Source organism: Duganella sp. S19_KUP01_CR8, from assembly GCF_036688705.1.
GTDB lineage: Bacteria > Pseudomonadota > Gammaproteobacteria > Burkholderiales > Burkholderiaceae_D > Rugamonas.
Map to the genome: position 1 here is coordinate 57,536 of NZ_JAQQPR010000015.1, position 16,899 is coordinate 74,434.

Annotated in this window: 21 protein-coding genes and 1 pseudogene; 15 read left to right on the forward strand and 7 right to left on the reverse strand. The window is 63.5% G+C overall.

Translation table 11 applies throughout. The features are described 5' to 3' along the window. Positions 1 to 43: 43 nt before the first annotated feature. From modA to V6M89_RS16400, 4 genes and pseudogenes are all read left to right on the forward strand, one after another. The gene (modA, locus tag V6M89_RS16385) at positions 44 to 787 is read left to right on the forward strand and encodes a molybdate ABC transporter substrate-binding protein (protein ID WP_332854161.1); all 744 of its coding nucleotides are present in this window, start codon (positions 44 to 46) and stop codon (positions 785 to 787) included. A 3-nt stretch (positions 788 to 790) separates the two neighbouring features. Then, complete coding sequence (gene modB / locus V6M89_RS16390; protein ID WP_332854162.1) at positions 791 to 1,477, forward strand: molybdate ABC transporter permease subunit; 687 nt, start codon at positions 791 to 793, stop codon at positions 1,475 to 1,477. A 2-nt stretch (positions 1,478 to 1,479) separates the two neighbouring features. After that, positions 1,480 to 2,181 (forward strand): ABC transporter ATP-binding protein, encoded by a 702-nt coding sequence (locus V6M89_RS16395; protein WP_332854163.1) that lies wholly within the window; start codon positions 1,480 to 1,482, stop codon positions 2,179 to 2,181. Further along, positions 2,171 to 2,984: pseudogene (locus tag V6M89_RS16400) on the forward strand (TOBE domain-containing protein). The gene V6M89_RS16395 and the pseudogene V6M89_RS16400 overlap by 11 nt, the downstream one beginning before the upstream one ends. Here V6M89_RS16400 and V6M89_RS16405 read toward each other — a convergent pair. After that, positions 2,985 to 3,782 (reverse strand): helix-turn-helix domain-containing protein, encoded by a 798-nt coding sequence (locus V6M89_RS16405; RefSeq protein WP_332854164.1) that lies wholly within the window; start codon positions 3,780 to 3,782, stop codon positions 2,985 to 2,987. It lies immediately after the preceding pseudogene. Between the two features lie 97 nt (positions 3,783 to 3,879). Between V6M89_RS16405 and V6M89_RS16410 the strand changes: the two genes are divergently transcribed. Then, positions 3,880 to 4,704 carry an inositol monophosphatase family protein gene (locus V6M89_RS16410; RefSeq protein ID WP_332854165.1) on the forward strand — a complete coding sequence of 275 codons (825 nt, stop codon included), beginning with the start codon at positions 3,880 to 3,882 and terminating at the stop codon, positions 4,702 to 4,704. Positions 4,705 to 4,726: 22 nt separating this feature from the next. Here V6M89_RS16410 and V6M89_RS16415 read toward each other — a convergent pair whose 3' ends face one another. The 3 genes from V6M89_RS16415 to V6M89_RS16425 all read right to left on the reverse strand — a co-directional run bounded on the left by V6M89_RS16415 (position 4,727) and on the right by V6M89_RS16425 (position 6,787). Then, positions 4,727 to 5,089 (reverse strand): KGG domain-containing protein, encoded by a 363-nt coding sequence (locus V6M89_RS16415; protein ID WP_332854166.1) that lies wholly within the window; start codon positions 5,087 to 5,089, stop codon positions 4,727 to 4,729. A gap of 120 nt (positions 5,090 to 5,209) precedes the next feature. Then, positions 5,210 to 5,653 (reverse strand): TIGR01841 family phasin, encoded by a 444-nt coding sequence (phaP, locus tag V6M89_RS16420; RefSeq protein WP_332854167.1) that lies wholly within the window; start codon positions 5,651 to 5,653, stop codon positions 5,210 to 5,212. 105 nt (positions 5,654 to 5,758) lie between these two features. Beyond that, positions 5,759 to 6,787 (reverse strand): NADP-dependent oxidoreductase, encoded by a 1,029-nt coding sequence (locus tag V6M89_RS16425; RefSeq protein ID WP_332854168.1) that lies wholly within the window; start codon positions 6,785 to 6,787, stop codon positions 5,759 to 5,761. Between the two features lie 124 nt (positions 6,788 to 6,911). Here V6M89_RS16425 and purU point away from each other — a divergent pair, with 124 nt between their 5' ends. The 4 genes from purU to V6M89_RS16445 are packed head-to-tail and all read left to right on the forward strand — an operon-like array spanning position 6,912 to position 9,302. Beyond that, a complete protein-coding gene (gene purU / locus V6M89_RS16430) occupies positions 6,912 to 7,781 on the forward strand; it encodes a formyltetrahydrofolate deformylase (protein WP_332854169.1) in 870 nt (289 codons plus the stop codon). 17 nt (positions 7,782 to 7,798) lie between these two features. Further along, positions 7,799 to 8,341, forward strand: a complete 543-nt coding sequence (locus V6M89_RS16435) for a YaeQ family protein (protein ID WP_332854170.1) — start codon at positions 7,799 to 7,801, stop codon at positions 8,339 to 8,341. A 23-nt stretch (positions 8,342 to 8,364) separates the two neighbouring features. Next, positions 8,365 to 8,811 carry a copper chaperone PCu(A)C gene (locus V6M89_RS16440; RefSeq protein ID WP_332854171.1) on the forward strand — a complete coding sequence of 149 codons (447 nt, stop codon included), beginning with the start codon at positions 8,365 to 8,367 and terminating at the stop codon, positions 8,809 to 8,811. Further along, the gene (locus tag V6M89_RS16445) at positions 8,811 to 9,302 is read left to right on the forward strand and encodes a YcnI family copper-binding membrane protein (RefSeq protein WP_332854172.1); all 492 of its coding nucleotides are present in this window, start codon (positions 8,811 to 8,813) and stop codon (positions 9,300 to 9,302) included. Before V6M89_RS16440 ends, V6M89_RS16445 begins: the two co-directional genes overlap by 1 nt. A gap of 30 nt (positions 9,303 to 9,332) precedes the next feature. Here V6M89_RS16445 and V6M89_RS16450 read toward each other — a convergent pair whose 3' ends face one another. After that, positions 9,333 to 10,619, reverse strand: coding sequence for a Xaa-Pro dipeptidase (locus V6M89_RS16450; protein WP_332854173.1), 1,287 nt, complete (start codon positions 10,617 to 10,619; stop codon positions 9,333 to 9,335). A gap of 114 nt (positions 10,620 to 10,733) precedes the next feature. Between V6M89_RS16450 and V6M89_RS16455 the strand changes: the two genes are divergently transcribed. Continuing rightward, a complete protein-coding gene (locus tag V6M89_RS16455; RefSeq protein ID WP_332854174.1) occupies positions 10,734 to 11,771 on the forward strand; it encodes an Rpn family recombination-promoting nuclease/putative transposase in 1,038 nt (345 codons plus the stop codon). On the opposite strand, the gene V6M89_RS16460 is transcribed toward V6M89_RS16455, so the two are convergent. Continuing rightward, positions 11,743 to 12,522, reverse strand: coding sequence for a head GIN domain-containing protein (locus tag V6M89_RS16460; RefSeq protein WP_332854175.1), 780 nt, complete (start codon positions 12,520 to 12,522; stop codon positions 11,743 to 11,745). The two genes, V6M89_RS16455 and V6M89_RS16460, sit on opposite strands and share 29 nt — an antisense overlap. Before the next feature lie 220 nt (positions 12,523 to 12,742). On the opposite strand from V6M89_RS16460, the gene V6M89_RS16465 reads away from it, so the two are divergent. The 5 genes from V6M89_RS16465 to V6M89_RS16485 all read left to right on the forward strand — a co-directional run bounded on the left by V6M89_RS16465 (position 12,743) and on the right by V6M89_RS16485 (position 16,450). After that, positions 12,743 to 13,387: an SAM-dependent methyltransferase gene (locus V6M89_RS16465; protein WP_332854176.1), complete on the forward strand. Its 645-nt coding sequence runs from the start codon at positions 12,743 to 12,745 to the stop codon at positions 13,385 to 13,387. 76 nt (positions 13,388 to 13,463) lie between these two features. Then, positions 13,464 to 14,585 (forward strand): type IV pilus twitching motility protein PilT, encoded by a 1,122-nt coding sequence (locus V6M89_RS16470; protein ID WP_332854177.1) that lies wholly within the window; start codon positions 13,464 to 13,466, stop codon positions 14,583 to 14,585. 26 nt (positions 14,586 to 14,611) lie between these two features. After that, on the forward strand, positions 14,612 to 15,010 hold the full coding sequence (locus tag V6M89_RS16475) for a VOC family protein (protein ID WP_332854178.1): 399 nt from the start codon (positions 14,612 to 14,614) through the stop codon (positions 15,008 to 15,010). Next, the gene (locus V6M89_RS16480) at positions 15,007 to 15,708 is read left to right on the forward strand and encodes a YjjG family noncanonical pyrimidine nucleotidase (protein ID WP_332854179.1); all 702 of its coding nucleotides are present in this window, start codon (positions 15,007 to 15,009) and stop codon (positions 15,706 to 15,708) included. Before V6M89_RS16475 ends, V6M89_RS16480 begins: the two co-directional genes overlap by 4 nt. 31 nt (positions 15,709 to 15,739) lie before the next feature. After that, positions 15,740 to 16,450 carry a hypothetical protein gene (locus V6M89_RS16485; RefSeq protein ID WP_332854180.1) on the forward strand — a complete coding sequence of 237 codons (711 nt, stop codon included), beginning with the start codon at positions 15,740 to 15,742 and terminating at the stop codon, positions 16,448 to 16,450. A 27-nt stretch (positions 16,451 to 16,477) separates the two neighbouring features. Here the strand turns inward: V6M89_RS16485 and arr are convergent, their stop codons facing one another. After that, positions 16,478 to 16,894, reverse strand: a complete 417-nt coding sequence (arr, locus tag V6M89_RS16490) for an NAD(+)--rifampin ADP-ribosyltransferase (RefSeq protein WP_332854181.1) — start codon at positions 16,892 to 16,894, stop codon at positions 16,478 to 16,480. Between the last annotated feature and the right edge of the window lie 5 nt (positions 16,895 to 16,899).

Consider the following 16,899-nt stretch of genomic DNA (forward strand, 5'->3'; position numbering starts at 1 on the left):
TATAATCGAGTTTATTGCGATTCTCTTACTTAAAGGAAAAACGATGTTGAAACTTGGGGTGGCGCTGGTGTTGGCGGCGGTGGGCGTTTCGGCGTCGGCGACGGATATCACGGTGTCGGCCGCGGCCAGCCTGACCAATGCATTCAAGGAAATCGGCGCCGCCTACGAGAAAGAGCATGCGGGCGACAAGGTGCAGTTCAACTTCGCCGCTTCCGATCCGCTGGTGCAGCAAATCGCCAAGGGCGCGCCGGTCGACGTGTTCGCCTCCGCCGACCAGGATGCGATGGACAAGGCCGACAGCCTGAAATTGCTGGCCGCCGGCAGCCGCAAGAATTTCGCCAGCAACAGCCTGGTGCTGATCACGCCGATCGCCGGCAGCTTGCCAATCAAGGGCATCGCCGACTTGCAGCAGGCCGCCGTCACCCGCGTGACGATGGGCAATCCGGCCAGTGTGCCGGTGGGCCGCTACACCAGGCATGCGCTGGAGCAGGCCAAGCTGTGGGCCGCCGTCGAGCCCAAGGCCATCTTCGGCACCTCGGTGCGCCAGAGCCTGGACTATGTGGCGCGCGGCGAAGTCGATGCCGGCTTCGTCTACGCCACCGATGCCGCCGTGATGAAGGACAAGGTCAAGGTGATCGCCACCGTGCCGACCGAAACCCCGGTCAGCTACCCGATCGCGGTGATCGCGGCCGGTCCGCAAGCGGCCGCCGGCCACCGGTTCGCCGACTACGTGCGCTCGTCCACCGGCCAGGCGATCCTGGCCAAGTACGGTTTCGGCCGTCCGTAAGCGGTGGGCGTGCTGCTTGCCGAACCGGCCTGGATCGCGCTGCGCCTGTCGCTGAAGGTGGCGTGCTGGGCGACGCTGGTGGACCTGGTGTTCGGCGTGGCGCTGGGCTATCTGCTGGCGCGCAAGCGCTTTCCGGGGCGCGAGCTGCTGGATGCGCTGCTGACCTTGCCGATGGTGATGCCGCCCACCGTGCTTGGCTACTACCTGCTGGTGGTGATCGGCCGGCATGGCGTGATCGGCGCGTGGTTGCAGCAGGCGTTCGGCATCAACCTGATTTTCACCTGGCAGGCGGCGGTGATCGCGGCGGCCGTGGTGGCGTTTCCGCTGGTGCTCAAGGGCGCGCGGGCGGCGTTTGAAACGGTCGACACGCAACTGGAACAGGCCGCCAGGGTGCTGGGCATATCGCCGTTCGGCGTGTTCCTGCGCGTGACCCTGCCGCTGGCCTGGCGCGGCGTGCTGGGCGGCACCTTGCTGGCGTTCGCGCGCTCGATGGGCGAGTTCGGCGCGACGCTGATGGTGGCCGGCAGCATCCCCGGCAAGACGCAGACGCTGTCGATCGCCGTGTACGAAGCCGTGCAGGCCGGGCAGGACGACAGCGCCAACCTGTTGGTGATCATTACTTCCGTGGTCTGCATCGTGGTGCTGATCGCGGCGAACAAACTGACGCCCAACCGCAATCCGCAGGCCTGAGCATGCAAATTAATATCGACATCGTCAAGACTTTGCGTTCCGGTTCGCGCGCCTTTGAACTGCGCGCGCGGCTGGCGTCGGACAGCCGGCGCATCGTCGTCTACGGCCCGTCGGGCGCGGGCAAGAGCTTGCTGCTGAAGGCGGTGGCCGGCCTGATGACGCCGGACAGCGGCCGCATCGAGGTGGCGGGGCGCAGCCTGTTCGACAGCGGCAAGGGCGTCGACCTGCCGGCGCGGCGGCGGCAGCTGGCGTATCTGTTCCAGGATTACGCGCTGTTCCCGCACCTGAACGTGCGGCAGAACATCGCCTTCGGCTTGCAGCGCGGCTGGCGCAATCCGCTGGCGCGCGTGGATGGCGAGGCGGTCCGCTACTGGTTGCAGGCGTTCGAACTGGAGCATGTGGCGCAGCAGTTTCCACATCAACTCTCCGGCGGCCAGCGCCAGCGGGTGGCGCTGGCGCGCGCGCTGGCGCCGGAGCCGGCGGCGCTGCTGCTGGACGAGCCGTTCGCCGCGCTGGACCCGGGCTTGCGCGAACGCATGCGCGCCGAGCTGGATGCGCTGCAACGCCGCCTCAACATTCCGATGATGCTGATCACCCACGATCCGGAAGACGTGCGCGCTTTCGGCGAGCACGTGCTGCGCATGGAAAATGGTAGCATGGCCGACGTCAAGGACCTGGAGCTAGTGGAGCGCAATGAAGCCTGAAGAACACGCAATGGCATTGCAGGGCAATGTATGGCTGACCGTCGGCGGTCAGAAGCTGGGGGGGGCAGGACCGGATGGCGCTGCTGGCGGCCATCGCCGAACAGGGCTCGATCACGGCCGCGGCCAAGGCGGTCGGCATGAGCTACAAGGGCGCATGGGACGCCATCGAGGCGATGAACAACCTGGCCGGCGAGCCGCTGCTGGAACGCGCGGCGGGCGGCAAGGGCGGCGGCGGCACACGGCTGACGGCGCGCGGCGCGCAGCTGGTGGAAAACTTCCGTAAGATCGACGAGGAGCACCGCAAGTTCGTGGCGCACCTGAGCAGCCAGTCGCACGCGCTGGCCGACGATTTTTTGTTGATACAAAGGATGAAGATGAAGACCAGCGCGCGCAATCAGTTCAGCGGCAAAGTGGTGGCGGTGAAAGAGGGCGCGGTGAACGACGAGGTGACGCTGGAAATCGTCGGCGGCGAACACATTGTCGCCACCATCACGCGCGACAGCTGCGACAGCTTGAGCCTGGTGGTCGGCGCCGAAGCCTTCGCGCTGATCAAGGCCTCGGCGGTGATCGTGGTGACGGAAATGGGCGGGGCCAAATTTTCCGCGCGTAACCGCTTGTCCGGCAAGATCACGCGGGTGCAGGTGGGCGCGGTTAACACCGAGGTCAGCATCGAGCTGCCGGGCGGTGGCGCGATCGCCGCCATCGTCACCCGCGACAGCGGTGAGACGCTGGCGCTGGAAGTGGGCATGGCCGCCACCGCCATCTTCAAGGCGTCCAGCGTCATCCTCGGCACGCCGGCCTGATCAGGTATCGAACTGGGCGAAGCGCGCCGGCGTGACGCCCAGGATGCGGCGGAACAGCGCGATGAAACTGCTGACGCTGTCATAACCCAGGCTGAGCGCCACCGTCGTCACCGAGGCGCCGCCGTTCAGCAACTCCATGCCTTTTTGCAGCCGCGCCACCTGGCGCCACTCCACCAGCGACATGCCGGTCTGGTGGCGGAAGTGGCGCGTCAGGCTGCGGCGCGACCAGCCCAGTTTGGCGGCCCATTGGTCGAGATCGGTCTCATCGGCCGGATTGTCGGCGATCGCCGCCGCCATCGCCTGCAAGCGCGGATGGCTGGGCATGGTCAGGTGCAGCGGCTCTTCGTCGGCCGCGCGAACCTCGTCCAGGAACACCGTCATCAGCCGCCGTCCGGCGGCGTCGGCCGGCATGCCGCCGGGCCACGCGACCATGCGTTCCAGCAGCGACGCGGCCAGCGCCGACATGCGCATCACCCGCGACTGCGGCGGCAGCTCGGCGCACAGCGAGGGCGCCAGGTGGATGGTGTAGCCGGCCAGGCCCGGCTTGAAGGTGCTGGCGTAGGCGCTGGCGCCATGCGGCATATTCGGCGGTATCCAGCCCAGCCGGCCGCGCGGCAGCACCTGCCGCACGTCGCCGGCCTCGACCACGATCACGCCTTGCAGCGGAATGTACAGCTGGCCTTCCGGATGGTGGTGCACATGCTTGATGTTGCTGGTGGTGTGGTCGGCGTGCTGCGCGGCCACCATGATCGGCATCTCGTCCGTCAGCCGCTTGTCGCCGTAGTAGTTGCTACCCATATTTTGGCCCGATTGCGATATTACTTGTCTGTCGCCAGTTAGTCAGGAGTTGAGTTCTCTGGCAATCTAGGACTTTAGTTTATAGCAAGGAATCGGCATGACTGCAATCGATACGGAAGAAGTGCTGGGGCTGCTGCGCGAGGCCGGCGCCGATCTGTGCGAGACCTTTTGGCGCCATGAGCCGGTGATGGAAGTGGATGACATGATGACGGCGTTTCGCCGCATCGACGGCGCCGCCAACGCCAGGCTGAAGCTGGCGCTGGGCCGCCTGCATCCCGCCATCGGCTGGCTGGAGGACGAGCTGGGCGACACCGTGGCGGAGGACGCCGAAACCGCCGCCCTGGCCGAGCGCGGCGAGTACTGGATCTGTGACGCCATCGATGGCGCGGCGCACTTCCTGCGCGCGATACCGAACTGGTCCATGTCGCTGACGCTGATGCGCGAGGGCGTGCCGGTGTTCAGCGCCATCTTCGACGCCGTGCATGACGAGATGTTCCATGCGGTCTGGGGCCATGGCGCCTACCGTAACGGCGAGCGCATCCGCGTCAACGGCCGCGCCAGCCATTACCAGGGCATCGTCGCCACCAGCCAGCCGCCGTTTGCCGGCCGCGACCGGCGCGCGGTGCGCCAGGCCGGCGTCGCGCTGAGCGCCATGCTGCCCGACGTGGCGGCGGTGCGCGGCCCGGGCGCGACCTCGCTGCAACTGGCTTACGTCGCATGTGGCCGCCTCGACGGCTACTGGCAATTCGGCGATGACGGTTTCAATTGCATCGGCGGCGCGCTGCTGGTGCGCGAAGCCGGCGGCCAGGCGACCCAGGTCGATGGCAAGCCCTACGGCCTGGGCGCGCTCAGCATGGCCGCAGCGGCGCCCGGTGCGCATGCCTCCATGCTGCTGCGCTTGCAGCAAGCGCTGGAGGCATAGGCAGGCGGGCGCGCTGTTTAGCTTAGCGCTCGGCGACTTTGCCGCCTTGCTGGCTGCCTCCCTTGGAAGATTGTTCGGACGCGGCGCCGCGCGTGCCGTTGGCGGCGTTTTTCTCGGCGTTGGCGCGGGCTGCGGACTGTCGGCTTTCCCCACCTTTGCGGCCGATCTGCGCCATGTGCTCGCGGTCGCGGCTGACCGCCTCGCCGCCTTTCTGGCCGGCTCGGCGCGCTTCTTCCGAATCGAATTCATGGGCCGTGCCTTTTTGGTGGGCCGCCTGTCCGCCCTTGCTGGCAATGGCGCGCTGGGTTGCTTCGTCCATCGCCGCAAAGCCGCGCTTGGCCGTGCCTTTCGGCTTGCTTTGATCGTTACCTGAATTACTGGCCATAAGACCTCCTCATGAGTGTTATGAAATTCCGTCAGGGTTCCCCGAGCAGCCAGCCCTGAAGCCGGCTGCTCTGCATGGTTAGAGATTCAAGGTTGACGAAAGTTCCACAAAGAAGGGCAATTAATGGCGCAGTTCGCTCGCCATTTGATATTTGGACATCTGCTCGGCGGTGCGGGCCGTCTGTTCCGAGGCCTGGTGCATGATTTCCTCGGCCGCGTCGCTGGCGGCGCGGCGCACGGCCGGCATGTGGGTGGCGGCCGTTTGCGCCAGGCTGGAGTTGGCGCGGCTGAGGATCTCGACCAGGTGGTGCTGGTAGTTTTGCAGCGCGCCCCAGCCCGGCGTGAACTGGGCGCCGACGGCGGAGCCCAGTTGCGCCGCGTCCTTGCTGGCCATGATGCGTTGGATGTTGGCGCCGAACTCGGCGATCAGGTCGCGGCCCAGCTGCAGGTTGAGCTCGCTCAAGCTTTGCAGGGTTTCGAGCGCGCGCTGGGTCAGGTCGGTGTACAGCGTAATCTGGATGTCGATGTGCGATTTGATCGCGGGGGGGATGGGTTGGGCGAACATGATGCGTCCTCGTCGTGATCCTTCAATGAAAAACGCCGGGCTTGCGGCCCGGCGGTGTGTGCAGCCGAAGGATAGACGCGGCCTACGTTAAAAAGTTCCCCGAATTTATTCGGCGGCCACCTGCAGCACCAGTTTGCCGAAGTTCTTCCCTTCGAACAGCATGTTCAGTGCTTGCGGGAACTGCTCCAGGCCTTGCACGATGTCTTCCTTGCTCTTGACCTTGCCTTCCTTCATCCACTTGCCCAGCGCGGCGATGCCCAGGTGGTAGCGGTCGGCGTAGTCGAACACGACGATGCCTTCCATGCGCGCGCGGTTCACCAGCAGCGACATATAGTTGGCCGGGCCCTTGACCGGCGTGGTGTTGTTGTACTGCGAGATGGCGCCGCAGATGACGATGCGCGCCTTCAGGTTGATGCGGGTCAGCACGGTGTCGAGGATGTCGCCGCCGACGTTGTCGAAGTAGACGTCGACGCCGTTCGGGCAGTGTTCCTTCAGGCCATCCTTGACCGAGCCGCCCTTGTAGTCGATGCAGGCGTCAAAGCCCAGCTGGTTGACCACGAAGTCGCACTTGTCCTTGCCGCCGGCGATGCCGACCACGCGGCAACCCAGTTGCTTGGCAACCTGGCCGACGGTCTGGCCGACCGCGCCGGCCGCGCCGGACACCACCACCGTCTCGCCGGCTTTCGGCTGGCCCGATTCGATCAGGCCGAAGTAGGCCGTCATGCCGGGCATGCCCAGCGTGTTGAGGTAGGTGGGCAGCGGCGCCAGTTTGGCGTCGACCTTGCGGAAGCCGTGGCGCTTGTCGCCGGCCGGGCCGACCCAGTAGCGCTGCACGCCGGTGCCGCCCTGCACGTGGTCGCCGACCGCGAAGTCCGGCGACTTCGACGCCACCACCACGCCCACGCCACCGGCCCGCATCACCTCGCCGATGGCGACCGGCGCGATGTAGGATTTGCCTTCGTTCATCCAGCCGCGCATGGCCGGATCGAGCGAGATGTACAACACTTTGACCACGACTTCGCCCTCGGCCGGCTCGCGCACCGGTTCGCTGACTTGTTGCCAGTCGCTGTCCTTGACCATGCCGACCGGACGGGCCGCCAGGCGGAATTGAAGATTTGTCTCGTTGATAGTCATTTTGTATCCTCAAAGTGGAGTGTGACGACGAATATACCGCAAATTGAACGATCGTGCTATTTTTACGGTGTGTGGCCAGCCGTGCGACAATACTGGCCTTGTTAGACCTATAACGATGGTGGATATGAGCAATCCCGAATACATTTTGACACTCTCTTGCCTGGACCAGCGCGGTATTGTTCATCGCGTGTCGGGCTTCCTGGCCGATCACGGCTGCAACATCATCGACTCGGCCCAGTTCGGCGACAGCGAGTCGAAGCTGTTCTTCATGCGCGTGCATTTCGCGTTGGAAGACCGCAACGTCAACGACGACCTGCTGCGCGCCGACTTCGGCCTGCTGGGCGCCGAGATGAAGCTGGACTGGGAACTGCGCGACGCCCACTACAAGCCGCGCGTGATGTTGATGGTGTCGAAGATCGGCCATTGCCTCAACGATTTGCTGTTCCGCTACAAGAGCGGTCTGCTGCCGGTGGAAATTCCGGCCATCGTGTCCAACCACATGGACTTCTACCAGCTGGCGGCCAGCTACAATATTCCGTTCCACCACCTGCCGCTGGCGACCGGCGCGCCGCAGGAAGCCAAGCTGGCGCAAGAGACCAAGATCATCGAGCTGATGAACTCGCACAACATCGACCTGGTGGTGCTGGCGCGCTACATGCAGATCCTGTCGCCAGGCCTGTGCACGGCGTTGAAAGGGAAGGCGATCAATATTCACCATTCCTTCCTGCCGAGCTTCAAGGGAGCCAAGCCGTATGCGCAGGCGCACCATCGCGGCGTCAAGCTGATTGGTGCGACCGCGCACTTCGTCACCGGCGATCTGGACGAAGGTCCGATCATCGAGCAGGACGTTGAGCGCGTCGATCATTCGATGGATGCGGACACGCTGTCCGCGATTGGCCGCGACGTCGAGTGCGTGGTGCTGGCGCGCGCCGTGAAATGGTTTGTCGAACACCGCATTTTGCAGAACGGCGACAAGACTGTCGTCTTCAAATAAACTAAAGAGATTCACCGATGGCCCTCAAAGCAACAATTTACAAAGCCGACTTGCAGATCGCGGACATGGACCGCAACTTCTACGAGACCCAGTCGCTGACGCTGGCGCGCCACCCGTCCGAAACCGACGAGCGCATGATGGTGCGCCTGATCGCCTTCGCGATCCACGCCAACGAAGCGCTGACCTTCACCAAGGGCCTGTTCGACGTCGAAGAGCCGGACCTGTGGCAGAAGGACCTGACCGGCGCGATCCAGCTGTGGATCGAAGTGGGCCAGCCGGACGAGAAGGTGATCCTGAAGGCCAGCGGCCGTTCGGAACACGTCTACGTCTACAGCTACGCCGCGACCAGCCACATCTGGTGGAAGGCTTTGGCCAACAAGGTTGAGCGCTGCAAGAACCTGACCGTGATCAACCTCGACGCCGACGCCGCCGAGCAGCTGTCCAAAATGGCCCAGCGCAGCATGCAGCTGCAATGCACGATCCAGGACGGCCAGATCTGGCTGACCGACGGCACCACCACGGTTGAAGTCGGCCGTGAGACCTTCAAGGGCGAACGTTAATTCAACGTTGATATAATCCTTCGATGAAAAAAATCCTTTACGCATTGCTGCTGGCGGCCGCCAGTCCGCTGGCCCTGGCCCAGGTTGAAGTGCGCGACGCGTGGATACGCGCCACCGTGCCGTCGGCCAAGTCCACCGGCGTGTTCATGCAGCTCAAGTCCAAGCAGGCGGGGCAGCTGGTGGAAGTGCGTTCCAGCGTGGCGGGTGTGGCGGAGATTCATCACATGGAGATGGATGGCCAGATGATGAAGATGCACGCCGTGCCGTCGCTGGACTTGCCGGCCGGGCAGAACGTGGACCTGGCGACCGGCGGCTATCATGTGATGCTGATGGATTTGAAGCGGCAGTTGAAGGAAGGCGAGACCGTGCCGGTCACGCTGGTGATCCGCAAGAAGGGCAAGCCGGCCGAAACCGTCGCCATCGACGTGACGGTCAAACCGCTGACGTACACACCACCGAAAGGGCAGTGATGAAAACGACTTCCACCATGCTGGCGCTGGCTTTCTCTGCTGCGATGCTGGCGCCTGCGGCGCAGGCGCACGTGACGCTGGAACAAACTACCGGCGTGGCCGGCAGTTTCCAGAAACTGACCTTCCGCGTCGGCCACGGCTGCGACGGCACGGCCACCAAGGGCTTGACGGTATCGCTGCCGGAGGGCGCGACCAACGCCAAGCCTATGCCCAAGGCGGGCTGGAAGATCAACGTCGGCACCAACGGCGGCGTGCAGGAAATCAGCTGGAAGGGCGGTCCGCTGCCGGACGCTTATTTCGACGAGTTCGTGGTGCAGGTCAAGCTGACCGCGCAACCGGGCAAGCTGTACTTCCGCATCGTGCAGCAGTGCGACAAGGTCAGCGTGGCCTGGGACGAGATCCCCGGCGACAGCGGCGTCAAACTGAAGGCGCCGGCGCCGGTGCTGGAAGTCCTGCCGGCGCCGGCCGGAACGGCGCAGCACCAGCATTGACCTGAGGCCGCGCGCGGTTTATCGTTTATATTATTTGACGACCGCGCCGCCCTTCATCACCCACTGGACGCTCTCCAGCGTCTTCACATCTTTCAACGGCTCGCCGTCGACCGCGATCAGGTCGGCGAACTTGCCGGCTTCGATAGTGCCCACCTTGTCGGTCCAGCCCAGCAGCTCGCTGGCGTTGAGCGTCGCCGCGCGGATCGCCTGGATCGGCGTCATGCCCAGCTTGACCAGGATGCCGAACTCGCGCGCGTTCAGGCCGTGCGGGTAGACGCCGGCGTCGGTGCCGAAGGCTAGCGGCACGCCGGCCTTGATGGCGCGGGCGATGTTCAGGCGCGCGGTCGGCAACACCACCTTGGCTTTGTCCAGCAGCGGCGGCGGCAGCTTGATGGCCTCGGCGTTGTCGATCAACCAGTCGCCCAGATAGACCGTCGGCACCAGCCAGGTCTTGTGCTCCTTCATCAGCTTGATGCCTTCGTCGTCGATGTAGGAACCGTGCTCGATTGAATCGATGCCGGCCAGCACCGCCAGCTTGATGCCGTCGCCGCCGTGCGCGTGGGCGGCGGCTTTGCGGCCGAGGCGGTGGGCGTCGCTGATGATGGCCTTCAATTCTTCCAGCGTGTATTGCGAGGTGCGCGGATCGTCGCCGAAAGACAGCACGCCGCCGGTGGCGCAGATCTTGATGACGTCGGCGCCGTACTTGATGTTGCGGCGCGTGACCTTGAGCGCTTCGTCGACACCGTCGGCCACGCCGAGCGCGGTCTGCTTGTATTCGGGCGCGTGCATGGTGTCGTCGCAGTGGCCGCCGGTGATGCTGAGTGGCGGGCCGGAGGCGGCAATGCGCGGACCGGGCACGTCGCCGTCGTTGATGGCGTCGCGCAGGCCGATGTCGGCATAGCCATCGGCGCCGACGTCGCGCACGGTGGTGAAGCCGGCTTGCAGCGTCAGGCGGGCGTTCTTGGCGCCGGTCAGCGTGACGCGGGGGATGGATTTTGCGATGATGGAATAGCCGGCGTCCTGCGGGTCGCCGGTCAGGTGGGTGTGCATGTCGATCAGGCCGGGCAGCAGGGTCTTGTTGCCGAGGTCGATGACCTGGGCGCCGTCCGGGATCGCCAGCTTGCTGCCGGCGGCGGTGATGCGTTCGCCGCTGACCAGCACCACCGCGTTGTCGATCAACGCGCCGCTGCGCACGTCGAGCATGTGGGCGGCTTTGATGGCGGTGACGGTGGATGGGGCGGCGAAGGCGGCGGAGCAGGCCAGCAGCAACAACGGCAGCGTGCAGGCGCGGCGGACGGACATGGCGATAACGTTCAAGCGGATCTCCTTGTGGTGAGGTTCTTATTCGTTTTATGTGCACCGGATTGATGCGGGCCAAACGGCGCCCGCCTAGCGTACCCGCGTCTTCAGGCGGGCGCTACAATTTTTTGGATGAACACCCGCAGCGACACGCTTTACCGCCAACTCTTCGCGCATCCCGAAATCGTACGGGATTTGCTGGCCGGGTTTTTGCCTGCCGACTGGGCCAGGACGCTGGACGTGAGCGTCTTCGAGCGCGTCAACGCCAGCTACGCCAGCGACCGCGGCAAGCAGCGCCACCAGGACATGGTGTGGCGCGCCATGGTGGGAGGGGAGTGGATCTACGTCTACATCCTGCTGGAATTTCAGGCCCGCTCCGATCGCTGGATGGCCTTGCGCATGCAGGTTTATGTGGGGCTGCTGCTGCAGGACCTGGTTGCCCGGCATTGCCTGACGCGGTGTGACAAGTTGCCGCCGGTGCTGCCGATTGTGCTGTACCACGGTCGAGGCCTGTGGCGCGCCAGCAGGGATTTGACCGACCTGATGCTGCCGCCGCCAATGGGATTAGAAGTCTATCAGCCGCAGCAGCAATACATGCTGATAGACCAGCATCGCCATATGAACCCGGATGACCCGGCCAATATTCTGGGTATCGTGTTCCGATTGTTGCGTTCGAAGACCAATAAGGAAATGCTGTCTGCGTTGGGCGATTTTGCCGAGCGCATGAAAGCGCCGGATGTCGCAAGAGCCCGGGATAGTCTGAAGCGCTGGGTATGCACGACCTTGCAGGACGAATTTGACGAAGCTATTATGAGCTCAGGGGAGGAGCCAGTGATGCTATTTAATCGGCGATTCAAGACTTATGAAGCCTTGCTGGAATATGAGGCCGTCAAGCGTGGCCGCCTCCAGGGATTGAAAGAGGGACGTCGCAAAGGCATGCAACAAGGCATGCAACAAGGCATGCAACAAGGGCTGCAAGAGGGTGAACGCACGGCGCTGAAAGGCATTTTGCAGGAGTTGCTGGATCGCCGAAACGCGCCACTGCCGGTGGGAGTTGCCGAAAAAATGGACCATGCCGATGCCGCCCAGCTCAGTACCTGGATACAGGCGCTGGCCGAGGGCGGCAACCCCGCCGAGGTCTTTACTGCGGCGAACCACCCAGCCGCTTGATGGTGCCCGAACCCATCACGCTCTTGCTCAGCTGCGGATCGCCGTAGTAGGTGATGTCGCCCGAACCGGCCACGCTCAGGTTCAGCGTCTGTTTGGCCCACACCGTCGCCTGGCCCGAGCCGCCGATGCTGACCGTGACGTCGCGCGCCGCCAGCTGCCCGGCCTGCACCCGTCCCGAACCGCCGATCGATACCTGCAAGCGTTCGACGTTGCCGCTGGCCTTCAGGTTGCCGCTGCCGCCCAGCGCGATCGCCACCGATTCGCTCTCCAGGTTGCGCACATTGATCGAGCCGGAGCCGCCGACGTCAAACGTCAGGCTCTCGCCGCGCAGCTTGTCGGCCTCGACCGAGCCGGAACCGGCCACCGCGATTTTCTCGATCGAACGCGCCTGCACCACGATCTTCATGGTGCGCGACTCCAGGTTGATGTCCTTGCGGGTGGTCCGGATGCGCAGCGTGCCGTTGTCGACCACGGTCTCGATCAGCGCCTGCAAATTGTCGTCGGTCTCGATGCTGATGCCTTCGGTATTGCCGATGCGGATTTCGACGTTGCCGCTGAGACTGGTCGCCAGCGAGGTGAAATGGCCGATCTCACGGTTCTGCTTGACGATCTTGCCGCTGCCCTGCACGCGCTCGCCATGGAACCAACTGAGCGGGCCGGCCACGGCCACGCCGGCCGGCGCGGCGACGGCCAGCAGCCCGGCGGACAGGAACAGGATGCGCAGCGCGCTACGGACGGATGGATTTGCCATGATGATCTCCTCGGGATGGTGGGTACTGCTCTTGAGGTTGGATACTACGGACTCGCCCCCGCGCACGAAACCCGGCTGCGACAGATTGCAGCCAGCGCGGCATAGAATGCAGCTGCCGGGGACCAGACCGCGTCCGGCGGCGGGGGCAAGGCCGGCATGAGGTATCATTCGGGCTATCCCGCAACACCGTACGCTGCAATGCAGCACTTATTGGACTTACATGCTTATCATCACCATCAAACAGGGCAAGGAAAAGAGCCTGCTGGCCGGCGACCCCTGGATTTACGCCTCCGCGGTAGAAAAAATCGAGGGCAAGCCGCAGGAAAAGAACAAGCCGGGCGCCACCGCCACGGTGCAGACGTCGTCGCGCCAGTTCATCGGCCGCGCCGCCTACAACGCCAAGTCGCAGATCTGCGCCCGCATCTGGACCTACAAGGAAGACGAGCCGGTCGACCACGCGCTGATCAAGCGCCGCGTCAAGGCCGCCATCGCCAAGCGCGCCGCCAGCGTGCGCGCGGCCGGTCCCAACGACCTGGTGCCGGTGGTGCGCGGCGACGAGGACGGCTTGTCCGGCTTGCTGGTCGACAGCTGGGGCGGCGTCCAGGGCTACCTGATCTGCCAGTTCCAGTCGGCCGGCGTCGAGGCCTGGAAAGTGGCCATCGTGCAGGCGCTGCTGGCCGAGACCGGTTGTCCGAATGTCTACGAACGCTGCGACGACCTGATCCGCAAAGGCGAGGGCTTGCCGATCTTCTATCGCGCGCTGGCCGGCGAGGAACCGCCCGACCACGTGGTGGTCACCGAAGGCAAACAACGCTTCAGCATGGACTTGCGCACCGGCTTCAAATATCCGAAGGTCCGCAGCTGAAAAAATTTCGATGCTGCAATTTTTCTCTTATAATCGTTCGCGGAGCAACACCGACCCCACGGAGATCAGAGTACAGATGGAAAATTACCAGTCGTCGCAAATTCGCACCCTGACTTACATCGAAAACGAAGACCACCCGGTCTTCGGCACGCTAGTCGAGCAGATCCTGCATCTGCTGAATTCCAAGCTGATCTTCAGCGACATCCTGATCCACCAGAACAGCCCGCTGTTGCTGCGCCAGCCGAAAGGGCTGGTGGCGGTGACCGATTCGCCGATCACGCGCGAGGAGCTGCAAGAGTTCTTCGAAGTGGTCGAGCCGAACTGGGCCGAGCGCATCCAGGACCGCGCCTTCGACCGCGCGGTGGACCTGCACACGGCGCGCATCCGCGCCAACTGCTTCAGCTTCCAGGGCAAGAAGCGGCTGGGCTGCGTGATCCGCCGTTTCCCGAAGGAGCCGATGGTGCTCAGCCAGCTGGGCCTGCGCCAGGCCGAGCAGAATTTCGCCAAGCTCACCAGCGGGTTGGTGTTGATTATTGGCGACACCTGCCAGGGCAAGTCGACCACCATCGCCGCCATGCTCGACGAGATCAACAAGCACCGCTCCGGCCACATCATCACGATTGAAGATCCGGTGGAAACGCTGATCCCGCAGCGCCAGTGCGTCATCACGCAGCGCGAAGTGGGCTTCGACGGCGACGTCGAGAGCTTCTACCTGGGCGCGCTGGACGCGCTGCGCGAACGGCCGGACGTGATCGTCATCGGCGAGATCCGCGACGCCCAGACGGCGCAGGAAGCGCTGGCGCTGGCCGAATCCGGGCCGCTGGTGCTGGCCTCGCTGCACGCGCGCTCGACCGAGCTGGGCTTGCAGAAGATGGTGCGCCTGCTGGGCAACGCCGAGCCGCAATCGCAAGCCTTGGCGCATGCGCTGCGCGGCGTGCTGTGCCAGGCGTTGCTGCCGTCGGTGGACGGCGACCGCTACCACCTGGCCACCGAGTGCCTGACCTCGAATCCGGAGGTGGTGTCGATGATCGCCACCGGCCAGGTGTCGGCGCTGCGCAATTGGATGGAAACCAAGCCGGGTGAGGGCTGTCACACGATGAACGCTTCGCTGCGCGCGTTGCTGGCGGACGGCAAGGTCAGCGTGGACGACGCCCGCAACGCCACGACCGACCGCATCGGTTTCGCCGAGCACTACTAGCAGATTCCTGAATGTAGGAGGATGACATGAAACGGACGTGGACCATCATCGGCGTCGCGGATGTCGCCCAAAGCTTCAAGTGGTATCAATCGTTGTTCGGTCAAGCGGCAACGGGGCCCGCTCACGAGTACTTCGGTCAAATCCTGGACGCCGATGGCACGGTCCTGCTTTGCCTGCACCAGTGGGGCGCGCACGATCATCCGACCTTGACCAGTCCTGAACACGCGCAGCCTGGCAATGGCTTGCTGCTGTTCTTCCGGGTGGATGACTTCGATGAGGCGCTGCTGCGCGCACGCGGGCTGGTCGCGGGGCTGGCCGAGGAGCCGAATGTGAATCCGGCGACAGGCACCAGGGAATTCGCGCTGCGCGACCTCGATGGGTATTACGTGATGGTCAGTGAGTACAATTTTAATGAGAAGTTATGAAGCACAGATTATTCCTTTTTGACCTGGACGATACGCTGTTGGATTTTAAAGCGTCCGAAAAGCTTTCTTTCGTACGCACCATGCAGGAACTGGGGCTGCGCGACAGCGTGGATGGAATTTTTCTCCAGTACCAGGCGATCAATGTGGAATTGTGGCGGCGCTTCGAGACGGGTGCTGTCACCAAGGACTTCTTGAAGGTGGAGCGCTTCCGCCAGACCTTCCTGGCGAATGGCATCGAGCTCGACCCGGAGGCGGCAAGCAGCCTTTATCTTGAGTCGCTGCCGGATACCGTGGTCCTCATCGAGGGCGCCAAACTGGTGTGCGAGACGCTGTCCGCAATTGGCGAGGTGGGCATCATCACCAACGGTGTCGAAGCCATCCAGAATCGCCGCATTGCCAGCTCGGGGTTGGCCGGGTACATTTCCTTCGTCGCCACCTCCGAAGCGTGCGGTTACGCCAAGCCGGATGTGCGCTTCTTCGAATATGCCGCCAGAATGGCGAAGCCGTTTGCCAAGGAAGAAGCGATCATCATCGGCGACCGCCTGGACGCCGACATCCTCGGCGCGAATCGATACGGCATCGAAAGTTGCTGGTTCAATCCCGATCGCCTGACGAACAAATCGGCGGCAGCGCCAACCTGCGAGGTCGCAAGCTTGAGCGACGTCGTATCATCACTGAGCGGGCTCGCGGTCGCTTGACTCGCACCCGATTTCGGAGGAGTGAGTTCAGTTGAAATCCCAGTTTTTCGGACTGTTTTTTAATTTTCTCCTGCTGATTTTGCCAGGAAGCGCTGTGCTCGCAGCGGAAAATGCACGTCTCGAAACACGCTACGGCAGCATTGATACCCTCTCTGCCTCTGACACCACGGTCGTTCGCTATCGAGGAAATGCCATTCTGACTCTGGAGGCGGACTGGGCGTCGCTGCATCGAATTACGACAAGCGCAGGCCATGAATATGTCGTAGTAAGGGCCTGGCATCCAGGCCTGAATTGTCATTACTTTTTCCACCTCATTGACTTGGCGGCAGATGGCGTTGTGCTGGTCTCCAAAGACTTTGGCGAATGCGGGGAACTGAGCGGCGCCGGGATCGTTGGAAAGGAGCCGGTCGTCCACCTCGGCAGTTCGGTGAGCTATGTCTGGCGGAATGGCGAAATGACGCAACTTGAAACCGCCGACATATGCGCTTCGCTAGCGTTGACTGTCAAAACACCGGCGAAGAAAGTTCAGAATCTGGAAAGATTCGTCACAGGGGAGGGGCGATTGCAGTTCTTCTCGGCTCCGAGCGAAGCATGTGCGAACAAGGGTGTATTTGTCGTTCCTGGTGACCGGCTCCTCACGTCGTTGATGCATGAAGATTTTGTTTTTGTCACCTATACCAATCCTAAAAATGGTCATCGCGTCGATGGCTGGGTTACTGGCGGACGCCTTTCCAGCCATTAGCCCGCGCGATGATGCGGACACGACAACTCAGTCGTCGACTGCCTCAATGCCCTGCAACCTGATTTTCTCGACGTGGTCCTTCATGGCTTGGAGTACTTCGGGCGCATGGCCTTGCCAATCCTTGACCTCGCCGATGACTCGTAGCGGTTCCCGGGAGCGGTAGGACTTGGTCGGGTTGCCGGGGAACTTTTTATCCGTCAGATTCGGATCGTCGGCGATTGGGCCGGTCGGTTCCACGATGTAGATCCTGCCGGGAGCGTCGCCCTGAGCCAGTTCCGCGCCCCACGTCGCGGCCTCCAGCGTTGCGCTCAGGTAGACGTGGTTGGCCTTGCGCCGGCTGCCGTAGTTGGAAGAATAGCCAGGCTCGATCAGGTCGCCGGTTTTCAGGTCGGCCCGCGTGCCGTGGTAGAGCTGTTGCGCGGTCAAGTCTTTTTCAGTCGTCATGCATA

Coding starts and splice junctions, on each gene's coding strand:
- modA (WP_332854161.1), top strand. CDS start 44: ATGTTGAAACTTGGGGTGGCGCTGGTGTTGGCGGCGGTGGGCGTTTCG.
- V6M89_RS16395 (WP_332854163.1), top strand. CDS start 1,480: ATGCAAATTAATATCGACATCGTCAAGACTTTGCGTTCCGGTTCGCGC.
- V6M89_RS16405 (WP_332854164.1), bottom strand. CDS start 3,782: ATGGGTAGCAACTACTACGGCGACAAGCGGCTGACGGACGAGATGCCG.
- V6M89_RS16410 (WP_332854165.1), top strand. CDS start 3,880: ATGACTGCAATCGATACGGAAGAAGTGCTGGGGCTGCTGCGCGAGGCC.
- V6M89_RS16415 (WP_332854166.1), bottom strand. CDS start 5,089: ATGGCCAGTAATTCAGGTAACGATCAAAGCAAGCCGAAAGGCACGGCC.
- phaP (WP_332854167.1), bottom strand. CDS start 5,653: ATGTTCGCCCAACCCATCCCCCCCGCGATCAAATCGCACATCGACATC.
- V6M89_RS16425 (WP_332854168.1), bottom strand. CDS start 6,787: ATGACTATCAACGAGACAAATCTTCAATTCCGCCTGGCGGCCCGTCCG.
- purU (WP_332854169.1), top strand. CDS start 6,912: ATGAGCAATCCCGAATACATTTTGACACTCTCTTGCCTGGACCAGCGC.
- V6M89_RS16435 (WP_332854170.1), top strand. CDS start 7,799: ATGGCCCTCAAAGCAACAATTTACAAAGCCGACTTGCAGATCGCGGAC.
- V6M89_RS16440 (WP_332854171.1), top strand. CDS start 8,365: ATGAAAAAAATCCTTTACGCATTGCTGCTGGCGGCCGCCAGTCCGCTG.
- V6M89_RS16445 (WP_332854172.1), top strand. CDS start 8,811: ATGAAAACGACTTCCACCATGCTGGCGCTGGCTTTCTCTGCTGCGATG.
- V6M89_RS16455 (WP_332854174.1), top strand. CDS start 10,734: ATGAACACCCGCAGCGACACGCTTTACCGCCAACTCTTCGCGCATCCC.
- V6M89_RS16460 (WP_332854175.1), bottom strand. CDS start 12,522: ATGGCAAATCCATCCGTCCGTAGCGCGCTGCGCATCCTGTTCCTGTCC.
- V6M89_RS16465 (WP_332854176.1), top strand. CDS start 12,743: ATGCTTATCATCACCATCAAACAGGGCAAGGAAAAGAGCCTGCTGGCC.
- V6M89_RS16470 (WP_332854177.1), top strand. CDS start 13,464: ATGGAAAATTACCAGTCGTCGCAAATTCGCACCCTGACTTACATCGAA.
- V6M89_RS16475 (WP_332854178.1), top strand. CDS start 14,612: ATGAAACGGACGTGGACCATCATCGGCGTCGCGGATGTCGCCCAAAGC.
- V6M89_RS16480 (WP_332854179.1), top strand. CDS start 15,007: ATGAAGCACAGATTATTCCTTTTTGACCTGGACGATACGCTGTTGGAT.
- arr (WP_332854181.1), bottom strand. CDS start 16,894: ATGACGACTGAAAAAGACTTGACCGCGCAACAGCTCTACCACGGCACG.